Raw genomic sequence first — 24,461 nt, forward strand, 5'->3', positions numbered from 1 at the left:
ATAATGAACAACGCATTAGGAATGATTGAAACTAAAGGACTTGTCGCATCTATCGAAGCTGCCGATGCCATGGTTAAAGCAGCCAACGTTGTAATGGTTGGCCAAGAAAAGATTGGTAGCGGGTTAGTTACTGTTATGGTTCGTGGTGATGTTGGCGCCGTTAAAGCATCTGTTGACGCTGGTGTTCAAGCCGCTGAAAACATTGGTGAAGTTTTAACTTCATTCGTAATTCCTCGTCCACACGCTGAAGTTGAAAACATCTTGCCTCAACCAAAAGCAACTAAGTAATCAATATTAGAAAAAAGGGTGGCTGTTAATTTATGGAATTAACTGATGAGAAACTCAGACAAGTTATTAAACAAGTGATTGCGGAGGAATGTGATCCTAACCGTGTTCAAGTTAGTGTTTCAAACCACCACATTCACTTGACTAAAGAAGATTTTAAGACGTTATTTCCACACGGCAAGATGGAAGCGTTTAAGCCCTTGAAACAGCCTGGTGAATACGCTACCGCAAACGTGGCAACGATTGTCGGCCCTGCTGGTAAGATCGAACACGTTCGGGTACTTGGCCCATGCCGGTCACATTCTCAAGTTGAGATTGCCCGTTCAGAAGCTATCGCCATTGGCGTTGATGCACCAATTCGCCTTTCGGGGCATTTGGATGGCACACCTTCTGTTAAACTTGTGACCCCAGATGGTCAAGTTGACGTTCAAGGTGTGATCGTTGCAAAACGTCACATTCATATGAGTGACGATGATGCAAAGCGTTTGGGTGTTAAACTCGGCGATACGGTTTGCGTTGAGATCTTGTCCAAAGATCGTCGGACCACGTTTAACGACGTGATTGCCCGTCCTCGTAAGGACTTCGTTCTTGAGATGCATATCGATACTGATGAAGCTAATGCCGCTAATGTCGGCATGGGCAGCACGACTTACGGCCGGATCATCGTTCCGGATAAGAAATAACATTGAATTAGTAAGGGTTGGTGGCCAAAATGGATCATCTAATTGAGCAGGTACTGACGAAAATCAGACAACGCGAACACCAATCTTTCGAAGTCGATTATCTTGATCGGACTTTACCACCTGATGATAAAGTTTTTACCGACTTTGCAAATGTATCAGTTAACGATGTAACAATCGACCTGTTAATTGAACTATATCGGGTGAATACGACCAATTCTTGGATCCACTGGATTTTGCAAGGGATTAGTTTTCAAGTAAACTTCACGTTTAACATTAGTCAATACATGGTCAACTTTATTCCTAAAAAGATGCTGTTGGATTGGCCGGTGAAATTTGTTGTTGACAAAGAGAGTCCCGTGGTTACGTTCAATAAAAAAACTGTCAGCCGGGGTGATGTTGCAGGGCTTCCTGATAAGGCGGTCCTGGTCGTTACCGACGCACAGTCTTTAACAACCGAAGCCAAGGAAGTCAGCCGGTTGAAGCAGATTACTATACAGATTAGGACTGATGAAGATTGTATATGGCAAAAGTAGTTGGAAGCGTTGTCTCAACGCAAAAAGATCGATCACTGGTCGGCAGAAAGTTAATGATTGTACAGCCGGTAAATTCTGATGGTCAAGCAGTCCGTCACGAAGAAGTGGCAGCAGACAGCGTTGGCGCCGGAATTGGTGAGTATGTTTTACTTGTTCGAGGTGCCGGTGCAAGACGCGCGACTCCAGAAGAAATTGCTAAGGATGTCAACGATTGTTCAATCGTCGGCATTATAGACCGATTTGATAAGTGATAAAGAAGGGGTAAGCTAATGGCCATTTATACTAAGGGTGGCGATAAAGGCAGCACAAGTTTATTCGACGGCAAACGTGTTCCCAAAAACTCCCTGCGAGTTGAAACCTATGGTACCTTCGATGAACTAAACGCCAATGTGAGTTTAGCGGACAAGTTCTGCCTTGATCCGGAAAACCGGAAGATCCTGCAACGGATCGAATACCGAATGTTCTTCCTTCAAGGCGAAATTGCCACTGAGGAGCCAGAAAAATTCCGGCGACAAAGTACGATCATTACCGATGAAGATGTTCATTATCTAGAATCAATAATTGACAAATACACAGCTGAATTGCCGAAGGTAACGTCTTTTATCTTACCTGGTTCCAGTTGTGCAGGCGCACAATTACATGTTTGTCGGACGGTTTGCCGTCGCGCCGAGAGACAGTTCGTTTCGTTCATGGAAGAAAATGACGTTCGTCCTGAACTGGAACGTTACGTTAATCGTCTTTCTGATTTCTTCTACATTATGGCTCGTTCTGAAGACCATGTAGCAGAGAATCAAAAGATCATTAACATGGTTGTTGATCGGTATAAAAAGGCAATGGAGGAATCCTAATTATGAACAAAGAACAAATTAGTCAAATCATCGGTGAAGTTTTAGCTGATAACGGCGTTCAGGCTCCTAAAGAAGATAAGACGAACGTTTTTGATAAGCACAAGATGGAACGTGCAATCGATGCCGGAATTGCCAAAGCTAACGAGCTTAAAGTTGGTGTGACATTTGCAATCATGGATTGCAAACAAGTTGTTCAAATGTCATATCATATGCCAAACGGAAATTTAGTGGGCACATTCTTAGCACCTAAAAAGGCTTGGTCCGCTATTGCAATGAAGGAACCTACTAAGGATATCAGCAAAGATATCCAACCAGGTGGGCCTTTATACCAAATGGAAACAATGCTGGATGGCAAACTAGTGTCATTCCCAGGCGGTATTCCATTGACTTGCGACGGTGAGATTTTCGGTGCCGTTGGTGTGAGCGGTGGTTTGATTGAAGAAGATCAAGCTATCTGTGAAGCTGTCGTAAGCGAATTTCTAAAGGAGAGTAACTGAGTATGGCAGATCAAAATATTGAAGCAGAAATCAGACGAATTTTACAAGAAGAATTAAGCGGTAACGCTTCATCTAGTGATACTGGTACAACAACCAGCCAACCTGATGGCTTAGGTAACGGGATCTTCACCAACGTGAACGATGCGATTGCTGCCGCTAAGCAAGCTCAGGAAATCTTGGAAGATAAACCACTTGCCTTCCGTAAAAAGATCGTTCAAGCAATCAAAGACGGTTTCGGCCCATACATTGAATATATGGCAAAGCAGACCCGTGAAGAAACTGGCATGGGGACTGTTGAAGCCAAGATTGCTAAGTTAAAGAACGCCCTCTACAACACACCAGGCGTTGAATTACTGGAGCCAGAAGTTGAAACTGGTGACGGTGGTATGGTGATGTATGAATACACACCATTTGGTGTTATCGGCGCTGTTGGACCAAGTACAAACCCTTGCGAAACGGTTCTGAATAACTCCATCATGATGATGTCTGCCGGGAACACTGTGTTCTTTGGTGCTCACCCAGGTGCTAAAAACATCACCCGATGGACTGTTGAAAAGTTGAACGAGTTTGTTTACAAAGCTACTGGGTTGAAAAACGTGCTGGTTTCTCTAGACACGCCATCAATTGAATCCGTTCAAGAAATGATGAAGCACCCAGACATTGCAATGCTGGCTGTTACCGGTGGTCCTGCCGTTGTGCACCAAGCATTAACGAGCGGTAAGAAGGCCGTTGGTGCCGGTGCTGGTAATCCACCTGCAATGGTTGATGCTACCGCTGATATCGATTTGGCAGCGCACAACCTTTACACTTCAGCTAAGTTTGACAATGAAATCCTGTGTACTTCTGAAAAGGAAATTATTGCTGAGAATTCAATCAAGGATGAACTCTTGAAGAAGATCGTTGCTAAGGGTGCTTGCCTATTGACTGATCCTAAAGACATTAAGCACTTAGCTGACATGACCATTCAAGACAACGGTGCCCCTGATCGGAAATACGTTGGTAAGGATGCCACCTTCATTTTGGAAGCTGCCGGTATTTCATACACTGGCGATCCTAAACTGATTATGATGGATGTTGACAAAGACAACCCATTGGTTAAGACAGAAATGTTAATGCCAATCTTGCCAATCGTTGGCTGCCCAGACTTTGATTCCGTCTTAGCTACAGCCATTGAAGTTGAAGGTGGCAATCACCACACCGCTTCAATTCATTCAAACAACATCGAGCACATTAACAAAGCTGCTCACCGAATGAATACTTCAATTTTCGTTGCAAATGGACCAACATTTGCCGCAACTGGTGTTGGTGATAACGGCTACTACAGTGGTGCTGCTGCGCTGACAATTGCTACCCCAACTGGTGAAGGAACTACCACTACTAAGACCTTTACCCGTCGTCGTCGTTTCAACTGTCCACAAGGGTTCTCACTTCGTTCTTGGGAGGTTTAACTATGGAAGAGTTTAAAATTCCAACCAAGGTCTTCTCTGGCAATGACAGTCTAACTTGGCTGCAAAAAATTTCAAATAAAAAAATCTTAATGGTGTGTGACGCCTTCTTACCTGGGACACCAACACTTGATCGAATCAAGAAGAATGTCGAAGGTAAAAATGAAGTCACCATCTTCTCTGATGTGAAACCAGATCCACCTCTGGAAAACATCATGGCCGGTGTTGAAGTCTTCAACAAAGTGCAACCTAACGTTGTTATCGGTATTGGTGGCGGTTCTGCCATTGATACTGGGAAAGCTGTTCGGTTCTTTGGTGAAAAGCTCAACAAATATACCATCGACTTGTTCGTTGCTGTACCAACGACCAGTGGGACTGGATCAGAAGTCACACAGCATAGTGTGTTAACTGATACAGAGCACCATAAGAAGGCACCAATCATGGAAGACAGCATCATTCCTGACGTTGCCTTGCTGGATCCGCAACTGGTAATGACGGCACCTAAGAGTGTCAGCGCGTTCTCAGGACTTGACGTCTTGACCCACTCACTGGAATCATTAGTTGCTCAGGATTCAAACACAATCACCGATGCGTTAGCTGAAAAAGCTGCTAGTGTTATCTTGCATAACCTGGTTGAATGCTATCGTCATGGTGATAACGAAGCAGCACGCAAGGTTGTGCATGAAGCTTCCTGCGCTGCTGGTATGGCTTTTGCCAATGCCGGTCTCGGGATTGCGCACTCCATTGCCCACCAATTAGGGGCTAACTTCCACGTGCCGCATGGTTTAGCATGTGCCATGATGCTGCCACACGTTGTTTTATACAACGCAAGCAAGTCTGAATATGCTTTGCACAAGTACGCTGAAGCCTTTAAGAAGAGTGGTTTAGTTTCAAACAGCATGAGTGATCGAATCGCGGTTAAGCGTTTAGCTGCTCAGATTCAGCACATGATGGTTGAAATGAATTGCCCACAGACGCTGAAGTCATTTGGTGTTGATCCAGATAAGGCAGAAAAAATGTGCAAAGTCGTTGTAGATGGCGCTAAGAAGGATGGGACTTTCCCTGGTAACCCAGTTGTGCCTTCAGACGAAGACCTAGCTGCGTTATATAAACAAGTCATTAAATAAGATTTAGAGAGGAAGCACACCTATGTCACAGAAAATCCTTGCCATTAATGCTGGGAGTTCTTCTTTGAAGTTTAAGCTTTATGATATGCCCGAAGAAGTTGTCCTGGTAAGCGGATTGGTTGATCGTATTAGTCACGAAGACGCTATTTTTACTTATAAAATTAGTGGTCACGATGACAAACATAAAACGGTACAACCGGTCAAAGACCACACGGCCGCTGTCCAACTGGTGATCGATGCACTTCTAGGAAGTGGACTCATCAAAGACAAGTCTGAAATTGTCGGTGTTGGTCACCGGGTCTCACACGGGGGGCGTTATTACACCCAGTCAGTTGAGATCGATGATGATGTTGCCGAAAAGATTGATGAATTGTCCGTTCTTTCACCGCTGCACAACCCTGTCAACCTGTTAGGAATTCAAGCTTTTGAAAAATTATTGCCTGAAGCTAAAGAGGTTGCAGTCTTTGATACTTCCTTCCATAGCACGATGCCACGCAAGGCATTTATGTACGCGCTTCCTTATAAATATTACACAGAAGATGGCGTACGGCGCTATGGGTTCCATGGTCAATCACACCAATACATTTATGGCGAGGCAACTCGCTTATTGGGTGAACAGACGACAAGTAAATTGATTTCTTGTCATTTGGGCAATGGAGCAAGTATTTGCGCCATCAAGGATGGCAAATCAGTCAACACTTCCATGGGCTTTACGCCGTTAGCTGGTCTCGTGATGGGGACCCGTTCAGGAGATGTTGATCCTGAGATTCTGCCATTCCTGGAAGAAAAACACCATCTGAGTTCTGAAGATGTTCGTAGCATGCTGAATCATGATTCTGGCTTAAAGGGCTTATCCGACGTTTCTAACGACGTTCGGGACGTTCTCGAAGCTGAGAGTCAGGGTAATGACCGCGCTAAGTTGGCGCTTGAAGTATACGTTCATCAGATTCAAGAATATATCGGCAGTTACACTACCGATCTTGAAGGTCTGACAACGTTGGTCTTTACCGCTGGTGTTGGCGAACATTCCGCACCAATCAGACAACGTGTTTGCGAACGGCTTGGCTACCTTGGTGTCAAAATCGACGATGCCAAGAACCAAGCTAATGAAGTCCAGATTCAAGCTGATGATAGTCGTGTTAAAGTTTTGGTCATCCCAACTGATGAGGAATTGATCATCGCTCGTGATACGCAAAAGATCGTTGGTTAAAAACAGTCGTAACGGAGGGGTTCAGTAATGGCTAGGAATATTGAGCGTACGATTCAAGAATACGTCCCAGGTAAACAAGTTACGCTGGCTCACATCGTTGCAAATCCTACCGAAGATATTTATGAGAAACTCGGTATCCAGATTCATAAAAATGCGTTAGGAATTTTGACGATTACACCAAGTGAGGCTTCCATTATCGCTGGCGATATTGCTACTAAGGCAAGCAACGTCCAATTAGGATTCATTGATCGTTTTAGTGGTTCCGTTGTCATCGTGGGGGAAGTTTCCGAAGTCGAATCGGCGTTGACACAAGTAATCGATAAATTGCATACGTTACTTGGTTTTGATATTCCTAGCATTACAAGAACTTAAATATGGAGTGGTTATATGAAAATTGATCAAATATTCAGTCCATATGAACTTAACAAGCGCGTGACGCTTCGTAACCGCCTTGTTTTGGCGCCCTTAAACATTCAATCATCGTTATTTGATGGAACCGTTAGTCTTAATGACCTTAACTTTCATAAGGCGCGAGCAAAGTACGTTGGTCTGGATATCATTGGGTCGGCCTACATTTCTGACTCAGCAAACACCGCGTACGGGGCGATTAGCGTTGCCGATGATAGTAAAATTGATGGGCTGAAAAAACTTGCGACAGTGATTCACCAAGGTGGCAGCAAAGCTATTCTGCAGCTGGTTCACGCTGGTCGAATGACAAATTCGAACATTTTAAGAGGCGCTCAGGTAATCGCGCCAAGTGAAATTCGGGCTGCACATGGCGATGTTGATCTACCAAAAGCGATGACCAAGGCTGAAATCGAAACGGTGATTCAGCAGTTTAAAGCAGCCACAGTTCGCGCGATTCAAGCAGGGTTTGACGGTGTTGAACTGCACGGAGCAAATACCTTTTTGTTCCAGCAGTTTATGTCACCATTGTCAAACCACCGAACCGACGAATATGGTGGTTCGCTTGAAAACCGAATTCGATTCTGTGCCGAAACAGCGAAGTGCGTTCTTGATACAGCGCACGCGCATAAACCAGGATTCATTGTTGGTTATCGCATCTCTCCAGAAGAATTTGAGCCTGGTGCACTGAAATTGGGTGATGACCTTGTCTTGATGCAGGTACTTGGCAAATTAGGGATTGACTATCTTAGTCTCTCATTGCGCCAGTACGATCAGACCTCGATTACCTGTGAGTCCTTGTCAGACTTGCGAATTGCTGACATTGTTAAGCAGGCGGTTGGTGACGATCTTCCTGTCATGGTATCGGGTCATCTTGGGACACAGTTTGCGTTTGAACGGGCTTCCGGTGACTTGTTTGCCGTCGGAAGGAAGTTCTTAAATCAGCCAAACTGGCCTGCTAAGACGCTTAATCCAGGTGTCCAGCCGCAATCCACTGTCACTGGAGCTGTGATTCCATATACAACATTGAATCTCTAAGGGCAAAGGGTGATATTAATGACGCGATACAATGAGGCAATCCCAATATCAGGCGGGCTGAACTGTCGAGATCTCGGTGGTCACGTCACTCGTGATGGCAGAACTGTCAAGTGTCATAAATTAATACGATCCGGTCATTTGTCTGAATTAACACCCACTGGTCAACAGCAACTGTTAGACTATGGTGTTACAGTTGATATCGATTTACGGTCTAGTGCGGAACTTAGAAAGTATCCTGACTTAATTCCTTCAGGGATCGAATTTATTCACTTCCCGTGTTTGGATAACGATGATACAGAGAGTACTGGAACTGTGAATGCGTTAAAGAGCTTTTATTCACGTAGCGCTCACAGTGGTTATCTGCGGATGCTATACGTTTATCGTAAACTTGTGATTAATGAACACTCGCAATCCGCGATGCATCAGGTATTTGCTTATTTACTTGCACATGGTGATGAGGCAACTGTCCTCTATCACTGCTCGGCAGGAAAAGACCGAACGGGGTTAACAAGCTTGCTGATTCTATCAGCGTTGGGCGTTGCTCCAGAAGACGTGAAACAAGATTACTTGTTAGCGAATAAATTCCTTGTCGATCGGTTAAATCAACGGATTCGTGATGCAAAGCAGGCTCATGCAAATCAGAACTTTATTAGTTCAATTCGAGACCTGTCTACGGTGCAAGAGGATTATTATGATCAAGCTATGACTTTGATTAACTATGAGTTTGGTGGTATCAACGCGTATTTACACGATGTTGTCCATCTCAGTGATGCTGATATTCAACGCTTACGAACCATCTACCTCGAGTAGGGGATGGCAATAAAATAAGCCTTTGAGGCAATTAAAGGTCTTCTTTCAGCGAAATGGTTGAAAGAGACCTTTTTGTTTTATGCTGATTTTTTTACGGCTTGAATTAGGCCATAAACTGACCTAGCTGTAAGCGTTCGGTACCGTGATGAGGTGTGAGATGTTTCATGTGAAACATTCTTTAGTTGAAGGGATAGTAATTTTAAAGCGAAACCGCTATACTTTGAGATGATTTATTTGTATGGTTGTCAATTAACGGGTAGAAAATTAAACAGACGGGGGATCAAAATGAGTTATAAAGTTGATTTTAAAAATGTTGAGCAGGTTGGTTTAGAGAGCTCACCAGTTGCACCAGCATTGGCAGGATTACGGGCTAATGAAGCACGTTACTTCTGGAATAAGTACAAGCATGAATACGTGACCGAACCTGCCAGTGAGCATCCAGAATTAGTAGATTACGTGAACGATGTTTTATCAGAACGAGATTTAAAGATTCAGTCTAAACCACTTGAAGTCTCACAGTTTGAGGTTGAAGGGACTAAGTGGACCTACGTGTTTTACGAAAATGGTTTGGCAATTAACGTGATGTATGCGTTAGATCCAGAGGGTAAACGTGCGGTTGGCTTTAAACTATCTGACGGTATGGAAGTGCCCGCAGAATTAGCTGATAAGTTTAAATTTGCCCGTCAAAGATCAAAGTTAGCCGGCACTATTCGGGGCAGTTATTTTAAAATCAAACAGGAGCACTAAAAAAACGTCATCTCAGATTTGAACTGGGATGACGTTTTTTAGTGCGTTTATTAATAGATTTTGCCCACCTGTGCTTGTGCAACTTCGTGTGCCATAAAGTCATCATACGTGGTGTCGGCGCGGTCTACAACGCCCTTAGGCCCCACTTCGACGATATGATTGGCAATCGTTTGAATAAACTCGTGATCATGGCTGGTGAAAACCATAGAACCCGAAAAATCAATCAAAGCATCGTTCAAACTTGTAATGCTTTCCAAGTCTAAATGGTTCGTCGGGTCGTCCAGCAAGAGAACGTTTGCCTTACTGAGCATCAGTTTGGAAAGGTAGCTCCGAACTTTTTCGCCCCCAGAAAGAACGGGAACTTCTTTAAGAACTTCGTCACCTTTGAACAGCATCTGTCCTAGGAAGCCGCGCAAGAAAGTATTGTCGCTTTCTTCCTTGCTGGCGTACTGGCGCAGCCATTCCAGAATATTCAGGTTATCGTTGCTAAATTCTGGATTTAAGTCCTTTGGCATGTAGGCCCGGTTAGTCGTCACACCCCAGGTAATGGTACCAGTATCAGGTTCCATTTTGCCAGCAAGCAGTTGCATGAGCACGCTGGTGGTGACATCAGAACGCGAGATCAAAGCAGCCTTATCCCCAGGACGGAGGATGAAGTTGACGTTATCGAGAACTTGATGACCATCAATGGTTTTGCTGACATTCTCCACTCGCAGGAGATCATTACCAAGTTCGCGTTCTGGCGTAAACTTGATGAATGGGTATTTACGTGAACTAGGTTTAATGTCGTCCAAAGTAATCTTATCTAATTGCTTTTTACGGGAAGTAGCTTGTTTAGACTTTGAGGCGTTTGCTGAGAAACGGGCAATAAAGTCTTGTAGCTGTTTAATCTGTTCTTCTTTTTTAGAGTTAGCCTGATTACGCAGCTTTAAGGCGAGCTCTGAACTTTGCAGCCAGAAGTCGTAGTTGCCCACGAAAAGTTGAATTTTACCGAAGTCAACGTCGCACATATGTGTACATACAGCGTTCAGGAAGTGACGGTCATGGCTGACAACGAGAACAGTGTTCTCATAGTCGGCAAGAAAGTTTTCTAACCAGCTAATCGTCATTGGATCCAAACCGTTGGTTGGTTCGTCTAAAAGTAAGACGTCCGGTTTACCAAACAGTGCTTGTGCCAATAAAACTTTAATCTTTTCACTTTCCGGCAGATCTTTCATCAATGATTGGTGCTGAGATTCTGGGATGCCCATGGATTGCAGTAGCTGGCTAGCGTCACTTTCAGCGTTCCAGCCGTCCATTTCAGCAAATTCACCTTCAAGCTCAGCGGCTTTGATGCCGTCTGCATCGGAAAAATCGGATTTTGCGTATAGCGCATCCTTTTCCGTCATGACTTGATAGAGATGCTCATGGCCTTGGAGGACAGTGTTTAAAACAGTTTGATCATCAAAGGCAAAGTGGTCTTGCTTTAAACTACTCATCCGCTCGTTAGGGCCTAGCGAAATGTTTCCAGTAGTAGGGGTTAATTGGCCTTCAAGAATTTTAAGAAAAGTTGACTTACCAGCTCCGTTAGCACCAATAATGCCGTAACAGTTGCCGGGAGTAAACTTTAAATTAACGTCATCATACAGTTTGCGGTCCGAAAAACTCATGGACACATTGGTTACAGTTAACAAGTTAGTACCTCACTTTATAGTTGTCGAAATCAAGAAATGTGAATCCGTCCCTATATAGTATCAGATTTGTTCGGTACTTTCCATCGTAGAATGGCAGGAAATGAATTTATCCTTGGAAACCAAAATAGCGTTTCTAAATCGGCCGGTTTAGAAACGCTATTACCTATTTAAAAAGTAATTATTTTAATCTGCAAACTTAAATGGTTATTTAACAGCTTTTTTGGCAGCTTCTTTATCTGCTTGCTTATGACGCATTTCCATTTCAATTTCTTCAAGTGTTTTACCACGGGTTTCGGGAACCGCGTAAATAACAAAGAAGATTGAAACGATGGCGAAGAAACCAAATACTAAGAATGGACCACCGACGTTGTTGTGGAAGAAGGTCAGTAATACTAAGAAGAACTGTGAAACGATGAAGTTACCGATCCAGTTAGCGGCAGAACCGATTGAGTTACCAATTCCACGAACATTTAATGGGAAGATTTCGCCTAACATCAACCAGCAAATAGGACCCCATGAAACCGCAAAACCGAAAATATAAAATGCGATTAGGATCATTGTTGGTACCGCAGCAGTTTTAACGCTAACGGTAAAGTTCAAGATAGCTAAAATAAAAATTGAAATGGACATCACGATAGAACCAAATAGTAGAATGGTCTTACGGTTAAATTTGTCCATAATATTATAAGCTAATACCGTGCAAACAAAGTTGACGATCCCGATACCAACGGAAACCCAAATGGCATCGCCGTCAGGGAACCCAAAACCTTTAATAAAGACTTGCGGTAAGAAGTAGATAACTGAATTAATCCCGACTAATTGCTGCAGCAGCATTAAGCCAACGGCGACTCCAACGGCTGGACGAGCAAAGGTAAGCAGTTCCTTGATCCCGCCCTTAGGTTGATTAGCGATAGCTTGGATGTCAGCTAACTCCTTGTCAGGGTCTTCGTTAGTTTTAGCACGTAAGTTGTGTAAAACGTCTCTAGCTTCATCGATTTTACCCTTTTCAACTAAGTATCGTGGTGATTCTGGGAGAACCAATGAGCCGAAGAACAATGCTAAGGCAGGAATCAAAGCTGACCCAAGCATCCACCGCCAGTCACGCATGCCTAGTAGGTTGTGACCCAAGAAACCTAAGTTTGAAACGTAAGCCAGCAGAATACCTAAAGTAACCATCAACTGGAACATCGTCCCAAGTGAACCACGATGAGGAGCGTCAGCAAGTTCAGCTAGGTAGGCTGGTGTTAATGCTGAAGCAGAACCTACGGCGAATCCAAGGATGATTCTAGCAACAACCATTGATGCAAATCCTGAAGCTGTCATTGATAGTCCTGATCCAAGTAAGAATAGGAGAGAAGCAACTAGTAACAGACGCTTCCGCCCAAATTTATCTGATAAAGAACCAATTGATAAAGCACCAACTGAGGAGCCAATTAGAACGGATGAGGTAATGAAACCAGTCTGTTCAATGTTGAGGCTAAAATCGGATTCAATCAGTGATGAAGCACCTGAAATAATTCCGGTATCAAAGCCAAACAAGAGGCCACCCAGTGCGCCGAAAGTAAATATGAAGAAAGTACTCAAATGACGTACACGCATGATAATCTCTCCTAACTTATAGATAATAGCTTTTTAACAACCCCAATTGTAAGCTTTTATATTTAAAACACAAACGTTTACATTGCCTATAAATCAAAAAGTAAAGCGATTTCAAATTTGGATAGGATAGGGATTTCAGTAACTAATAAAAATACAAAATCATGTTAATTTACTCACATATACTGTCATGGGTTCGCTGACGTTCACAAGTCAACGATTAATATTTTTAATATAGTTACCATAAGTTATAAAATCAATAATTGGTATACCCCAAAATGTTTTTTGAATTATTTTTTTAGCTTAGGGTCATCATGATAAATTTTGGCTTATTTTGCTGCATATAAAACATTTATCAAGCTTAAAATCGGTGTAATAATTCTATCTGTCTTCAAACTAAATAACACTAGTCATTCCTCTAGCTGGAGAAAATGACTAGTGCTGTTTAGTTTAAAACGGTTTGAATCGCCAGAACTATGTTGATCGTTAACTCATAAATACGATCTTAGTTGTTGTGTTAACTGATAATCTAGTTACCGACTGGAAGCTGTAACTCTTCTTTAGTATAGGTTTTGATTAAGTTCAGCAGGTGGTTGATATCATCAGCTGAAACTTCACCGATGTTACCAATTCGGAAGCTGTCACACTTTGAAACCTTGCCCGGATAAATAATGAAGCCACGATCTTTTAGGTATTCGTAAAATGCCCGGAAGTTAAAGTCAGCCGTTGGATACTTAAAGGAAGTAATAATCGGTGATTGAACATCTTCGTTGATTACTAATTCATAACCCAGCTCCTGCATACCTTTCCGTAAGAGCGTTTCATTCGTGTGATAACGATGTGTCCGAGCAGTGACACCACCTTCCTGTTCGAGTTCACGTAGCGCTTCAGCAAAAGCATAAACAACGTGGGTTGGAGACGTAAAACGCCACTTACCATCATGGTCTTCGAAGGTTCGATACTGCGCGTATAGATCTAGAGCTAAGGAACGGGCATTACCTTCAGTTCCTTGTAAAGTCTTCTTTTTAGCTAGTACAATACTAAATCCGGGAACGCCTTGGACACATTTATTTGAACTCGTAATCAGATAGTCAGCCCGAAGTCTTTCCAAATCGATCGGTACACCACCGAAGCTGGACATAGCATCAACTATGGTAATAATGCCTTTTTCGGCCAGCGCTGGGATGATGGTTTCAATTGGGTTTAAGATACCCGTAGTAGTTTCGCAGTGAACGACTGCAAAGTGAGTGACTTCTGGGTGTTTGGCTAAGGATTCCTCAACTGCAGTTAAGGTGACTGTCTGATCTTCTGGTACTTGAAGGTCAACGTGGGGAATCGATAGATAATCAGCAATTTCAATCATGCGTTCCCCATAGGCCCCGTTTGCTGCAATCAAGAGAGTGGCATGCTGCTTAGGAACAGCAGTGCCGATTGCTGCTTCGACACCGAAACTGCCGCTGCCTTGCATCAGGACGGCTGTGTAATCGTCTTCTGAGGCTTTGCCGACGGCGACAAGTTCATGACGAACCCATTGCGTAAGTTCTTTGTAGTCATCATCCCAGGTACCATGGTCAACTAGCATGGTTTCTTTGACGGTGTGGCTGGTTGTCAGCGGACCAGGTGTCAGCAATAGCGGCATTTCATGCTGTTGATCATTAATCGCTTCAATTAGCGGGATTAAATCAGCGATGTTATTAATGGTTTCATCGGCACCAGCTTCCTTCAAAATTACAGCTGCTTTGGCCTGGCAGCGGTCACGTTGTTCAATGTCTAATTCATTGAATTCTTGTTGCGACAGCCCAATTAAATTGCCACCGTCAACAACCCCGATTGAAATTGTGCCAGCGTTTTTACCTTCTAAAATGTCGTTAACTGTGTCGCCGACTTTGATGACGTGAGAAGGATCGGAAATGTTCATCTTCCTGATTGCAAGTTCAACCATGGCTGAACTTGGACGGCCCACGTGGTTGGTTTGTTCCGAAGTGATGTTATAGGCAGGCTTATAACCTTGTTTAGCTGCCAGTGGCAGGATTTGATCTAACATGGCTTGCGTATAGCCGGTGGTTGTTGCTAATTGAATATGATGGGCATTAGCAAACTTAATTAAGTCAGTCATACCAGGCTTAAGTTGAGCGGTTTCAGCAAGCACCTTGTTAATTTCAATTTGGAACTGAGCGTAAATTTCTTCAGCGGCTTTTGCTAGGGGAATAGTGGGGTGAGTCGTTTCCCAAGAACTTGATATTTCAGAATTTTGAAGTATTTTACGAACGTGAGTTAATTTATCCAAACCAACATCTTGACGGATGGTGGCTTCACTTAAATCAATATTAAAGTGTGCAAAGGCGTTTTTAAAGGCAATGATGGGGGCACGGCTGCCATAGTCAACGGCTGTGCCGGCCCAATCTAATACAATGGCTTCAATCATAAAGCATTCCTCCTATTTTAATTAAATACCTAGCGATTACTATTGGTGACAGAGCGCAGACGGTATGAAATGATCTCTAGTATCAGCGCAAAGGCTAAAATCATGTAAACCATCACACCAACTTCGTGGAAGTTGAAGTAGAAGCTGCTTGACATGAAAAGCTGATACCCGATACCGCCAGCACCAGCTGCGGCGCCAACAGCAATGGCGTCGGCAAAGTTAATTTCAAAACGGATGAAGGTCCAACTAAGGTAACTTGGAATCAGGTAGGGGATGATGGCCTGACGGACGATAGCACTCTTTTTAAGCCCCATGGCCCGCATGGTTTCAATAATCTCCGGTGCAAGTTCATCCATACTGTCGGCATAGACCTTGGTCAGATAAGCAATACTGTGAAAGGTGATGCCGACCACTGCTGCATTAGCCCCCAGGCCAAAGACGACACTGTAGATCAGAACCCAAAGGACGGTTGGAATGGCACGAATAACGGCCATGAAGCTTTGGATACCCAACACTAGATAGTTGGGGGCTAACCGCCTCGTACTGGCTAAAGCAAAGAAGAACGCTACGGTAGAACCAATTAAAGTGGTCAAGAAGGCTAAAAGAATACTTTGGCCAAGTGCACCCAAGAGGGCTGCAAAAGTGGTGTTAGCAAGGTGCGGTTGCAGAAACATGATGTTAATATTCTCTACAAAACTCGCTAGTGCCGCGCCCAATTTAAAATGGTTTGGGATCATTGTCGGTAGTGTCATCAGTGTGATATAGGCCAGCACAATCAGTGTGAGTAGAATCGTTACACGACGTCGATCCCGAAGACGTAAGGGAATTGACAGCTTAGGACCGGCTGGAACTCTAGTGGGGATGGAAATTTGATTTTCTGGTTTGATCACGATAATAGCCTCCCAATCAGGTTGGAGATAAGTTCAACCGATACCACTAAAATGATGACGGATAGTACAACTAAACCAGCTGCTCCATACCTTAAACTCTTAAAATAGAGATTGAAGATAAAGCCGATACCAGTCCCAGTCAGTAAGCCAACTAAGGTGGCATCACGAACGTTATTTTCAATCATGTAAAGTATCCAGGACATAAGCGCTACTGCAATTTCTGGCAAGAGACCCTGGAAAATGACTTGCAGGTAGGTAGCACCAGTGGCCTGTAGTGCCTGAATTTTTCCGGTGCCAAAATCCTCGATGGTTTCCATAAAAGCCCGTGTGAGAAAGCCTAGCGTCATAAAGAACAGTGCCAGGAAACCTGTGAGGTCATTTTGTTTGAACGAAAAGAGCAGAATCATTGCCCAGGCAACGATTGGAATATTTCGCAGCAGTGACGAAAAAGCGCGAATGACCCAGCTGATGGTAATGGCAGGTGTTAGGGTTTTAGCACCAATAATCGCTAGAAATAGCGATACCACGGCAGCACAGGTAGTGGCCGCAACGGCGACTAAAAAGGTTCGAAAGAGCTGCTGCAGGATTTCACCCCAGTAACCTTTGGAGGCCTCATTGGGAATGAAATTTTGAATCAGCCACACAATACCGTCTTGAACGTTGAGTAACGAGTGAGTCTGAAACCCTAGTCCAATAGAAGCGCCAACATAAGCTATTCCAAGAATGACGATAATGAGTGTCAATCTAAAACGCTTTTTACTGAAGAAACTATTGATTTCCTGAACATCAGAACTCATGCACTAGGCTCCCTTCTGTATTGGCGTCCTTTTGATAAATATTTGCGATGGCCGCATCAGAGAGTGCCTTTGTACGATCGTCGAAAACGACCTGGCCGTTATTGATACCGATGACGTGGTCCGCATATTCTCTGGCAATATCAACTTGATGGAGATTAATCAGAACTGAGATACCGTCATTAACGGCCAGATCCCTGAGAATATCCATTACCGTAATCGTTGATTTGGGATCCAACGACGCGATCGGTTCATCACATAAAATGATTTTGGGGTGCTGCATGAGCGCGCGAGCAATGCCAACACGTTGTTTTTGGCCACCACTGAGGTTACGGCATTGCTGATAGGCAAATTCACCCAGGCCAACCTTTTGCAGAAGTTGCAAAGCTTCTTCCTTTTCCCGGTTACGATACATCGAGAAAATACCCGCCAGATTTGATTTGGTGCCTAGACAGCCGTGTAAAACGTTCTCGATGGCAGTTAGCGGTTCGATCAGATTATAGTTTTGAAAGATCATACCGATTCGACAGCGAGCTCGTCGTAACTGTGCGCGGTTCAATTGACGCATATCGGTATTATCGAACAAGATTTCACCGTCATCGTCCTGGATCAATTGATTGATACTGCGTAAAATAGTCGTTTTACCGGCACCGGAAGGCCCAATAATCACGGTTACTTCACCAGGTCGAACACTAAAAGAAACATCAGTTAACGACTTTTTCTCGCCGTCGTAGCTCTTAGCTAAGTGCTTCACTGTTAACATCAGGGGAGGGCCTCCTTAGATTACCGAATTATTCACCAAGTACCTTGTGGGTTGGGGCGTACCATTTATCAGAAATGGCAATGAATTGGGTATCGCCATCCTTAGGTAGCAGGCTGTGTACCTTAGCGTTAGATGGTGCAAAGAATTTCTCATCTTTAGCGATGCGGGATGAAGTCAATGCGCTGATGATCTTCTTAGTATCTGATTTACTGATCATCTTTGAATTCACTGCAATCGGCTCGTTTTGTACTGGATAAGCGGCTAGCGCGATGCTTTCCTTACCACGGACGCTATTAAACGGTGCTGGTGCGTTGGCATTGATCTTAAAGTCAGCACCTGCTTTGGTTGAATCATTGGTGAATTTTCCGTATGAAACCAGATCCATATCATCGAAAGCAGCTACATCAGCATCACCTTTAAGCAAGTTGACGGCTGAACCTTGGTGCGAGCCGCCAAATAGGACTTTAGAGAAGAATTTGCCGCTTTGCTGTAAATCATCTTTATTTTTCAACTTAAAGCTAGTTTGGATAGCACCGGCTGGGATGGCAAAACCTGACGTTGAAGTATTTGAGACGAATGACATCTTCTTGCCCTTAATCTTTTCAAGGCTATACTTGCCATTTACTTTATACTGGCTGGCTTTATCCTTAGGTACCATGATGTAACTGTGATACTGAGCGTCCTTCAGTGTGCCGGACTTACCAGAGTAAGTGAGGATTGGTTCAACAGAAGCGTTTTGCTTGTGTGCCTGAATGTAACTATCTGGTCCCATCAGCGCAATTTGTGCTTTTCCAGAAGAAATAGCTTGAATGGCAACGTTGTAGTCGGTAGTGGTTTTAACGTCCACCTTTTTTCCAGTGGCTTTGTGAATCTCGTTAGCTAGCGCCGTTCTGGCTGGACCGGCTTCTTTAGCAGAGTCGCCAGGTAAGAAAACGACCGTTAGATCTTTTGCTTTTTGGTGTCCTCCAGTAGTGTTTGAAGAACTGCAGCCAGCTGCTGCAAGTGATAATCCGATAATTCCGGCGGCAAATAAACTCGTTTTGAAAATAGTCATCTTAAATAACCCCTATCTATGTTTGATAGGCTTAATACTAGCGGGTGATTGTAAATACAACATAAATCCTTCGTAAATATTTATAAATAACGTGTAAATGTTTGGTAAATAAGAACTGCAATGGTATAAGATTACTATGGTGTAAAGGCATAACTTTGGCGCCATAGCACACTTTGTAGTATGTTGAAAGGTGAAATGATAAGCAACGAACAGGAGGGGTTCATATGGCGTTTGATTACGATACGATTGTTATTGGTGGCGGGCCTGGTGGATTAGCTGTGGCATACGGCTTAAACAGCCAGCAGAAGGTTTTGGTGATTGAAGGTAATCTGTGGGGCGGAACATGTCCCAACTTCGGCTGCGACCCTAAAAAGATGCTTTATGGTGTTGTGGAGGCCAAAAGACAGGTGATTCGCTATCACGAAAGTGGGTTACCGGCAGAACCCAAAGTCGATTGGCCAGCAATGATGGCGTTTAAGCGCGGCTATACGGAAAAAATCCCAACGGGCACTGAAGCAGGTTTAAAAGGTGCCGGTATTGACCACCTTCATGGCACTGCGCAATTCGTCGATGGTCATACGGTTCGAGTGGGTGATCAGCAGGTCACGGGTCAGCAAATCGTAATTGCCACTGGGGCAACTCCTAATATTCCGGACATTCCTGGTAAGGCAGCCTTTAAGACTAGTACGGATTTCCTGAATCTGGATACTTTGCCCGAAAAGGTTGGGTTTGTTGGTGCTGGTTACGTTGCGATTGAACTGGCTAATATTGCAGTTGAAGCTGGCGCTGAAGTTCACATTTTCCAGCATAATGACCGTTTGCTGCGTAATTTCCCGCAAGAGTATACCGAGCGGCTAAAGAAAATTTTGGCTGATAAGGGTATTCAATTCCACATGAATACTAACGTTACTGCCCTGCAAACGACTGATGATCAAGTCAAAGTAACGACGGATTCTGATGGATCGTTCACCCTAAATACCATTTTTGCCGCAGCGGGACGGCGCCCCAACTTGGATCAGCTAAATTTAGATGGAATTGGGGTTACAGTAGAACCGCAAGGCATCAAGGTTGATGACCATCTAAGAACCAGCGTGCCGTCCATCTATGCGATTGGCGATGCCATTGCTAAATCGGTGCCTAAGTTAACGCCGGTTTCTGGCATTGAAGGTCGTTATGTTGCCTCGGTAATCGCTTGTGACACACATGATCCAATTCAGTATCCGGCCATTCCCCATACGGTGTTCGCCGGGCCGGAACTGGCGCAAGTTGGTGTGACGCTTGAATCAGCTAAGCAAGCTCCTGATCACTATACAATTAGTGACCAGCCGGTAGGTTCCTGGTATACGTATCATCGGCTCCAAGATCAGAACGCCCACGTGACGACGATCGTTGATAAGACTTCTGGGAAATTAGTCGGTGCAATCGTTTTGGCGATTAATGCTGAAGAACTGATCAACGATTTTTCTGAGCTGATCACTCACGGGACACCGGCTAAAAATGCCACTGACTGGACCCCAGTTTATCCAAGCGTTACTAGTGATCTCGGGTACTTTTATTAAGCAAATGAAATGAAGTAAACCCCTTGTATGTGTATGCATACGAGGGGTTTGTCATGTTAAAATGAGGTATCAAGAATAGGAAGTGGAAAAATGGGGCGCGCAAAAGATATTTACCGGGAAATTATGGCGGATCCGCAGAATGCGGAGTTCACCAGACAGGGCATTGAGCCGCTGTACCACGTTGAACCTGAAGCACGAATTTTAATCATTAGTCAGGCACCAAGCCGAAAAGGTCAAGAATCGATGACGTATTGGGACGACCCAAGCGGTGACCGATTAAGATCATGGATGGGGATGAGCCGTGATGAATTCTACCATTCTGGGAAATTAGGAGTGGTACCGCTGGACTTTTATTTCCCGGGAAAAGGCAAGCAGGGGGATCTGCCGCCTAGAAAGGGATTTGCCGAAAAGTGGCATCAGCCCGTTTTAGAACTGATGCCCAAGGTGTCATTAACCCTGCTCATTGGTGCTTATGCTCAGAAATATTACTTGCAGAAACGACGCCAAAAAACGCTCACAGAAACCGTGGCACATTACCGTGACTATTTGCCTGAGTACTTTCCTATCGTCCATCCTTCCCCGTTAAATTATGGCTGGATGCATCAGCATCCTTGGTTTGAAGACGAGGTCGTACCAGAACTGCAAGCTGAGGTTAGACAATTGCTTGAATCCTAAGTAGTATTTTTGGAGAATCTAACTGAGTTTCTTAATTAAAAGTAAGCATTTTGGCTGTTCTACTTGAAGATAAATCATATTTACGGTAGTCTATACGCCAGGATTGCCAGAAACGGAGACGCTCATGAATAAACAAGTTTTCTTTGATTTTGATGGCACCATCGTTAATTCCCAGCACGGCATTATTATGGCGGTCAAAAAGATGGTGGACGAACTGCAGCTGCCGCATTTGACGGATGCAGAATACCGGCTGTTTATTGGTCCAACGGTAACTGATAGTCTCAAGAAGTTTTTTCCTTCGCTGTCAGAGAAACAAATTAACGCTGGTGTCGCTAGATACAGGGAGAACTATAACTCGCAAGGGCTATTTGACTTGGAAATTTATCCGGGAGTTGAAGTGGCACTAACAACTTTGAAATCGGCTGGGTACCAGCTAAATTTAGCTTCTGCAAAACCAGAACCCGTTTTACGACGGATTGTCGATAAATTTCAGTTGAACAATTACTTTAACGGTATTTATGGTGCAACTGAGAACCGTAAGATTCGGGTTCAAAAGGCGGATATTTTGGCATATGGGCTTGAACAAAGTGGTGCTACTCAAGATCAAAGCGTCATGGTTGGTGATCGTTATACGGATATGAACGGCGGGTTCGAAAACCACGTGAAAACACTGGGTGTCACCTATGGCTTTGGCGATGCAGCGGAGCTTCGTGCGGCCAACGCAACAGCACTGGTGACGTCATCTGCAGAGCTCCCCGCTGGTGTGAAGCGATTATTAGGATAATAAGGTTAAGGAGCGCTTAAAGCGACCCTTTTTTATTCATTTATAAAGAACAGAGTAAGGATTAGAACTAGAGATTTAAACCGAGGTGATTCTAGTGATTGAACTGCTTAACGTAAACAAAGAATATCAAGATCAGCATGCACTTGATCACTTAAGTCTCACCATTAATGATGGTGAATTATTTGTGTTAGTTGGTCCATCTGGCAGTGGTAAAACGACCTTATTAAAAACCATTAATCGCTTGGTAGTGCCAACGTCTGGACAGGTGAAGATCGACGGTAAGGACGTTGCAGAGATGAATTTGCAGCAATTACGCCGTCAAGTTGGCTATGTGCTGCAAACCGGTGCCCTATTTCCGAATATGACAGTGGCTGAGAATGCCAGTGTTCAACTGGATAATTTAAAGTGGCCGGTGGAGAAGAAGCGTGCCAGAATTGCCGAATTGATGACTGAGGTCGGGCTTGATCCTGATCATTTTCTTGATCGGATGCCAAGTGAACTTTCTGGTGGCGAAGCACAACGGGTCGGAATTGTACGCGCATTAGCCTGCAAACCGGGCTTAGTCCTCATGGACGAGCCGTTCAGTGCTTTGGATCCAGTGTCGAGACGGCAACTGCAGCAAATTGTCATTAACCTGCATCATGAGTTAGACAGCACAATTGTTTTTGTGACTCATGATATGCATGAGGCACTGCGTCTAGCTGACCGAATTGCTGTCGTGCACAATGGCAAGCTGCAGCAGGTCGGTACGCCAACCGAGATCTTAGCGGAACCGGCCAATGCGTTTGTCAGCAATTTCTTTGCGGATGAACAGCAAACTGACCAATTATTAGGCCAAGTTTTGGCTTCGGGATTTGGCCGGCCGGCTAAACCTGACGAACCAGGAACTAGAATGGTTAAAGGTCAAAGCATATTTGAATGGGCAACTGCACTTCGAGAGTCGCAGCTAGATCAAGTTATCGTGGATGACAAGGTGCTGACTGACCATGATTTAATCGATTATCTTGCATCACTTGAAATGGAAGGTGACAGTCATTAGTCAATTAATAAGTTATGTTAATAAGAATCACAGTGACTTATTACAGGCTCTGTGGCAGCATATTTCAATTTCTTTAATCGCTATGCTAATCACGATTTTGATTGCTATTCCATTGGCAATTGCACTGATTAACCACCGTCGAATCGGTGAGCTTTTCCTTCAAATTACTGGGGTGATTCAAACCATTCCCAGTTTGGCAGTTTTGGGGATTCTGATCCCATTTGTTGGAATTGGAACGGTTCCCGCAATTATTGCGTTAGTGCTATATGCTATTATGCCGGTTTTTCAAAATACTTACGCCGGGCTCACTAATATCGATCCAGTCTTGATAGAAGCTGCTGATGCACTCGGGGTTACGCCGCAATTCAAGTTGTTTAAAGTTGAATTACCATTAGCAATGCCGATGATTTTATCGGGGATTCGAATTGCCACTGTGATGGTCATTGGAACTGCAACGTTGGCTGCTTTGATTGGTGGTGGCGGTTTAGGGACGTATATCCTGCTTGGTATTCAAACAAATAACAATACGGCGTTGTTAGTGGGCGCTATTCTTTCGGCTATCTTGGCTTTATTAGCTAACTGGCTGATTGCATTATTGTCAAAGGTGCCTTTAAAACGTCTTGGTATTTGGACGTTAATCCTGGTTATCATTGGTTTGGGTGGTACCATCAGTCATCAATTACTTAAGCCGCAAGCTCAAACGGTCACCATTGCTGGTAAATTAGGCGGTGAGCCGGAAGTGCTGATTAATATGTATAAGGACCTGATCGAGCGAAACGATTCCAAGGTAAAAGTGACGTTAAAGCCTAACTTTGGTGGTACCAGTTTTCTATTCAAAGGGCTTCAAAGCGGGAAAATCGACGTTTACCCTGAGTTTACGGGAACCGTTTTGCAAACGTTGGTCAAGGGCAGTAAAATCGTTAATCATGACCCTGAGATTGCGTATGAGAATGCGCGTGATGATTTGAAACAGCAGTTTAACATGACTTATTTGAAACCAATGGCATATCAAAATAATTACGCCGTCACGGTTCGACGAGATACTGCTGCTCGGTACCATCTGCGGACGATTAGTGATTTAGCCAGGGTTTCAAATCAGCTTTCAGGAGCCTTTGATCCGGATTTCTATCAGGAAAGTAACGGCTACCCGGGACTGAGGAAAGCCTATGGGTTAAATTTAAAATCGGCTAAGACAATGGAACCATCGCTTCGGTATGAAGCCCTAGCTGATAAGCGAGTGGACGTTACAGATGGATATACTACTGATCCGCAAATCAAGAAATATCATTTAGTTATTCTTAAAGATAACAAGGAATTCTTCCCCACGTACCAGGGAGCACCGTTGATGAAAACCAGTTTTGCTAAGCAGCATCCAAATGTAGTTAAGCAGCTGAATCGTCTGAGCGGTAAAATATCGATTGCTGATATGCAAAACATGAACTACCAAGTGACCGTTAAGCATCGCAAAGCGTCGGTAGTTGCTCGTGAATATTTACAAAAGCACCACTATTTGAACTAACAGAAAACACCAAGTAAGACTGTGAGAACAGTTTTGCTTGGTGTTTTTATTTTAGGGTTTCC

Annotated in this window: 25 protein-coding genes and 1 pseudogene; 18 read left to right on the forward strand and 8 right to left on the reverse strand. The window is 44.0% G+C overall.

Annotated elements, in window-relative coordinates; genetic code table 11:
* The 13 genes from JUE95_RS09080 (at window position 1) to JUE95_RS09140 (ending at window position 9,628) form a co-directional block, all read left to right on the forward strand.
* On the forward strand, window positions 1-288 hold the full coding sequence (locus JUE95_RS09080; RefSeq protein WP_308440904.1) for a BMC domain-containing protein: 288 nt from the start codon (window positions 1-3) through the stop codon (window positions 286-288).
* A gap of 32 nt (window positions 289-320) precedes the next feature.
* Entirely contained in the window at window positions 321-968 is a 648-nt protein-coding gene (gene pduL / locus JUE95_RS09085; protein ID WP_203650866.1) for a phosphate propanoyltransferase, read from the forward strand.
* Between the two features lie 29 nt (window positions 969-997).
* Window positions 998-1,501 (forward strand): PduM family microcompartment protein, encoded by a 504-nt coding sequence (gene pduM / locus JUE95_RS09090; protein WP_203650867.1) that lies wholly within the window; start codon window positions 998-1,000, stop codon window positions 1,499-1,501.
* On the forward strand, window positions 1,483-1,752 hold the full coding sequence (locus JUE95_RS09095; protein WP_505973612.1) for a EutN/CcmL family microcompartment protein: 270 nt from the start codon (window positions 1,483-1,485) through the stop codon (window positions 1,750-1,752). The genes pduM and JUE95_RS09095 overlap by 19 nt, the downstream gene beginning before the upstream one ends.
* An 18-nt stretch (window positions 1,753-1,770) precedes the next feature.
* On the forward strand, window positions 1,771-2,349 hold the full coding sequence (locus JUE95_RS09100; protein ID WP_203650870.1) for a cob(I)yrinic acid a,c-diamide adenosyltransferase: 579 nt from the start codon (window positions 1,771-1,773) through the stop codon (window positions 2,347-2,349).
* 2 nt (window positions 2,350-2,351) lie between these two features.
* Window positions 2,352-2,846, forward strand: a complete 495-nt coding sequence (locus JUE95_RS09105) for a GlcG/HbpS family heme-binding protein (RefSeq protein WP_203650872.1) — start codon at window positions 2,352-2,354, stop codon at window positions 2,844-2,846.
* Window positions 2,847-2,848: 2 nt separating this feature from the next.
* Window positions 2,849-4,294, forward strand: coding sequence for an aldehyde dehydrogenase family protein (locus JUE95_RS09110; protein ID WP_203650874.1), 1,446 nt, complete (start codon window positions 2,849-2,851; stop codon window positions 4,292-4,294).
* 2 nt (window positions 4,295-4,296) lie between these two features.
* Window positions 4,297-5,418 carry a 1-propanol dehydrogenase PduQ gene (locus JUE95_RS09115; RefSeq protein WP_203650876.1) on the forward strand — a complete coding sequence of 374 codons (1,122 nt, stop codon included), beginning with the start codon at window positions 4,297-4,299 and terminating at the stop codon, window positions 5,416-5,418.
* Between the two features lie 22 nt (window positions 5,419-5,440).
* Window positions 5,441-6,628, forward strand: coding sequence for an acetate/propionate family kinase (locus JUE95_RS09120; protein ID WP_203650878.1), 1,188 nt, complete (start codon window positions 5,441-5,443; stop codon window positions 6,626-6,628).
* A 27-nt stretch (window positions 6,629-6,655) separates the two neighbouring features.
* On the forward strand, window positions 6,656-7,000 hold the full coding sequence (locus JUE95_RS09125; RefSeq protein ID WP_203650880.1) for a BMC domain-containing protein: 345 nt from the start codon (window positions 6,656-6,658) through the stop codon (window positions 6,998-7,000).
* Window positions 7,001-7,015: 15 nt separating this feature from the next.
* Window positions 7,016-8,071 carry an oxidoreductase gene (locus JUE95_RS09130; protein WP_203650882.1) on the forward strand — a complete coding sequence of 352 codons (1,056 nt, stop codon included), beginning with the start codon at window positions 7,016-7,018 and terminating at the stop codon, window positions 8,069-8,071.
* Between the two features lie 18 nt (window positions 8,072-8,089).
* Window positions 8,090-8,881, forward strand: coding sequence for a tyrosine-protein phosphatase (locus JUE95_RS09135; RefSeq protein WP_203650884.1), 792 nt, complete (start codon window positions 8,090-8,092; stop codon window positions 8,879-8,881).
* A gap of 285 nt (window positions 8,882-9,166) precedes the next feature.
* The gene (locus tag JUE95_RS09140; RefSeq protein WP_203650886.1) at window positions 9,167-9,628 is read left to right on the forward strand and encodes a DUF8821 family protein; all 462 of its coding nucleotides are present in this window, start codon (window positions 9,167-9,169) and stop codon (window positions 9,626-9,628) included.
* A 50-nt stretch (window positions 9,629-9,678) separates the two neighbouring features.
* Here JUE95_RS09140 and JUE95_RS09145 read toward each other — a convergent pair whose 3' ends face one another.
* The 8 genes and pseudogenes from JUE95_RS09145 to JUE95_RS09175 form a co-directional block, all read right to left on the reverse strand.
* On the reverse strand, window positions 9,679-11,301 hold the full coding sequence (locus tag JUE95_RS09145; protein ID WP_235995392.1) for an ABC-F family ATP-binding cassette domain-containing protein: 1,623 nt from the start codon (window positions 11,299-11,301) through the stop codon (window positions 9,679-9,681).
* 204 nt (window positions 11,302-11,505) lie between these two features.
* On the reverse strand, window positions 11,506-12,900 hold the full coding sequence (locus JUE95_RS09150) for a sugar porter family MFS transporter (protein WP_203650887.1): 1,395 nt from the start codon (window positions 12,898-12,900) through the stop codon (window positions 11,506-11,508).
* Between the two features lie 526 nt (window positions 12,901-13,426).
* Window positions 13,427-14,536 (reverse strand): 2-aminoethylphosphonate--pyruvate transaminase, encoded by a 1,110-nt coding sequence (gene phnW / locus JUE95_RS12770; RefSeq protein WP_235995399.1) that lies wholly within the window; start codon window positions 14,534-14,536, stop codon window positions 13,427-13,429.
* 39 nt (window positions 14,537-14,575) lie between these two features.
* A pseudogene (phnX, locus tag JUE95_RS12775) lies at window positions 14,576-15,322 on the reverse strand (phosphonoacetaldehyde hydrolase); the annotation flags it as partial.
* 29 nt (window positions 15,323-15,351) lie between these two features.
* Window positions 15,352-16,212 (reverse strand): PhnE/PtxC family ABC transporter permease, encoded by an 861-nt coding sequence (locus JUE95_RS09160; protein WP_235995395.1) that lies wholly within the window; start codon window positions 16,210-16,212, stop codon window positions 15,352-15,354.
* Window positions 16,209-17,009, reverse strand: a complete 801-nt coding sequence (locus JUE95_RS09165; RefSeq protein WP_203650890.1) for an ABC transporter permease subunit — start codon at window positions 17,007-17,009, stop codon at window positions 16,209-16,211. Before JUE95_RS09165 ends, JUE95_RS09160 begins: the two co-directional genes overlap by 4 nt.
* Complete coding sequence (phnC, locus tag JUE95_RS09170; protein ID WP_203650891.1) at window positions 16,999-17,769, reverse strand: phosphonate ABC transporter ATP-binding protein; 771 nt, start codon at window positions 17,767-17,769, stop codon at window positions 16,999-17,001. The genes JUE95_RS09165 and phnC overlap by 11 nt, the downstream gene beginning before the upstream one ends.
* A 28-nt stretch (window positions 17,770-17,797) precedes the next feature.
* Entirely contained in the window at window positions 17,798-18,823 is a 1,026-nt protein-coding gene (locus tag JUE95_RS09175) for a phosphate/phosphite/phosphonate ABC transporter substrate-binding protein (RefSeq protein WP_203650892.1), read from the reverse strand.
* A 224-nt stretch (window positions 18,824-19,047) separates the two neighbouring features.
* Here JUE95_RS09175 and JUE95_RS09180 point away from each other — a divergent pair, with 224 nt between their 5' ends.
* From JUE95_RS09180 to JUE95_RS09200, 5 genes are all read left to right on the forward strand, one after another.
* Window positions 19,048-20,382: a dihydrolipoyl dehydrogenase family protein gene (locus JUE95_RS09180; protein ID WP_203650893.1), complete on the forward strand. Its 1,335-nt coding sequence runs from the start codon at window positions 19,048-19,050 to the stop codon at window positions 20,380-20,382.
* A 90-nt stretch (window positions 20,383-20,472) separates the two neighbouring features.
* Window positions 20,473-21,057, forward strand: a complete 585-nt coding sequence (locus JUE95_RS09185; RefSeq protein ID WP_203650894.1) for a uracil-DNA glycosylase family protein — start codon at window positions 20,473-20,475, stop codon at window positions 21,055-21,057.
* A 124-nt stretch (window positions 21,058-21,181) separates the two neighbouring features.
* Window positions 21,182-21,841, forward strand: coding sequence for an HAD hydrolase-like protein (locus JUE95_RS09190; RefSeq protein WP_203650895.1), 660 nt, complete (start codon window positions 21,182-21,184; stop codon window positions 21,839-21,841).
* A gap of 94 nt (window positions 21,842-21,935) precedes the next feature.
* Window positions 21,936-22,880, forward strand: coding sequence for an ABC transporter ATP-binding protein (locus JUE95_RS09195; protein ID WP_203650897.1), 945 nt, complete (start codon window positions 21,936-21,938; stop codon window positions 22,878-22,880).
* Complete coding sequence (locus JUE95_RS09200; protein ID WP_235995401.1) at window positions 22,876-24,399, forward strand: ABC transporter permease/substrate-binding protein; 1,524 nt, start codon at window positions 22,876-22,878, stop codon at window positions 24,397-24,399. Before JUE95_RS09195 ends, JUE95_RS09200 begins: the two co-directional genes overlap by 5 nt.
* The last annotated feature ends 62 nt before the right edge of the window (window positions 24,400-24,461 follow it).

Source organism: Secundilactobacillus yichangensis (assembly GCF_016861565.1).
Taxonomy (GTDB): domain Bacteria; phylum Bacillota; class Bacilli; order Lactobacillales; family Lactobacillaceae; genus Secundilactobacillus; species Secundilactobacillus yichangensis.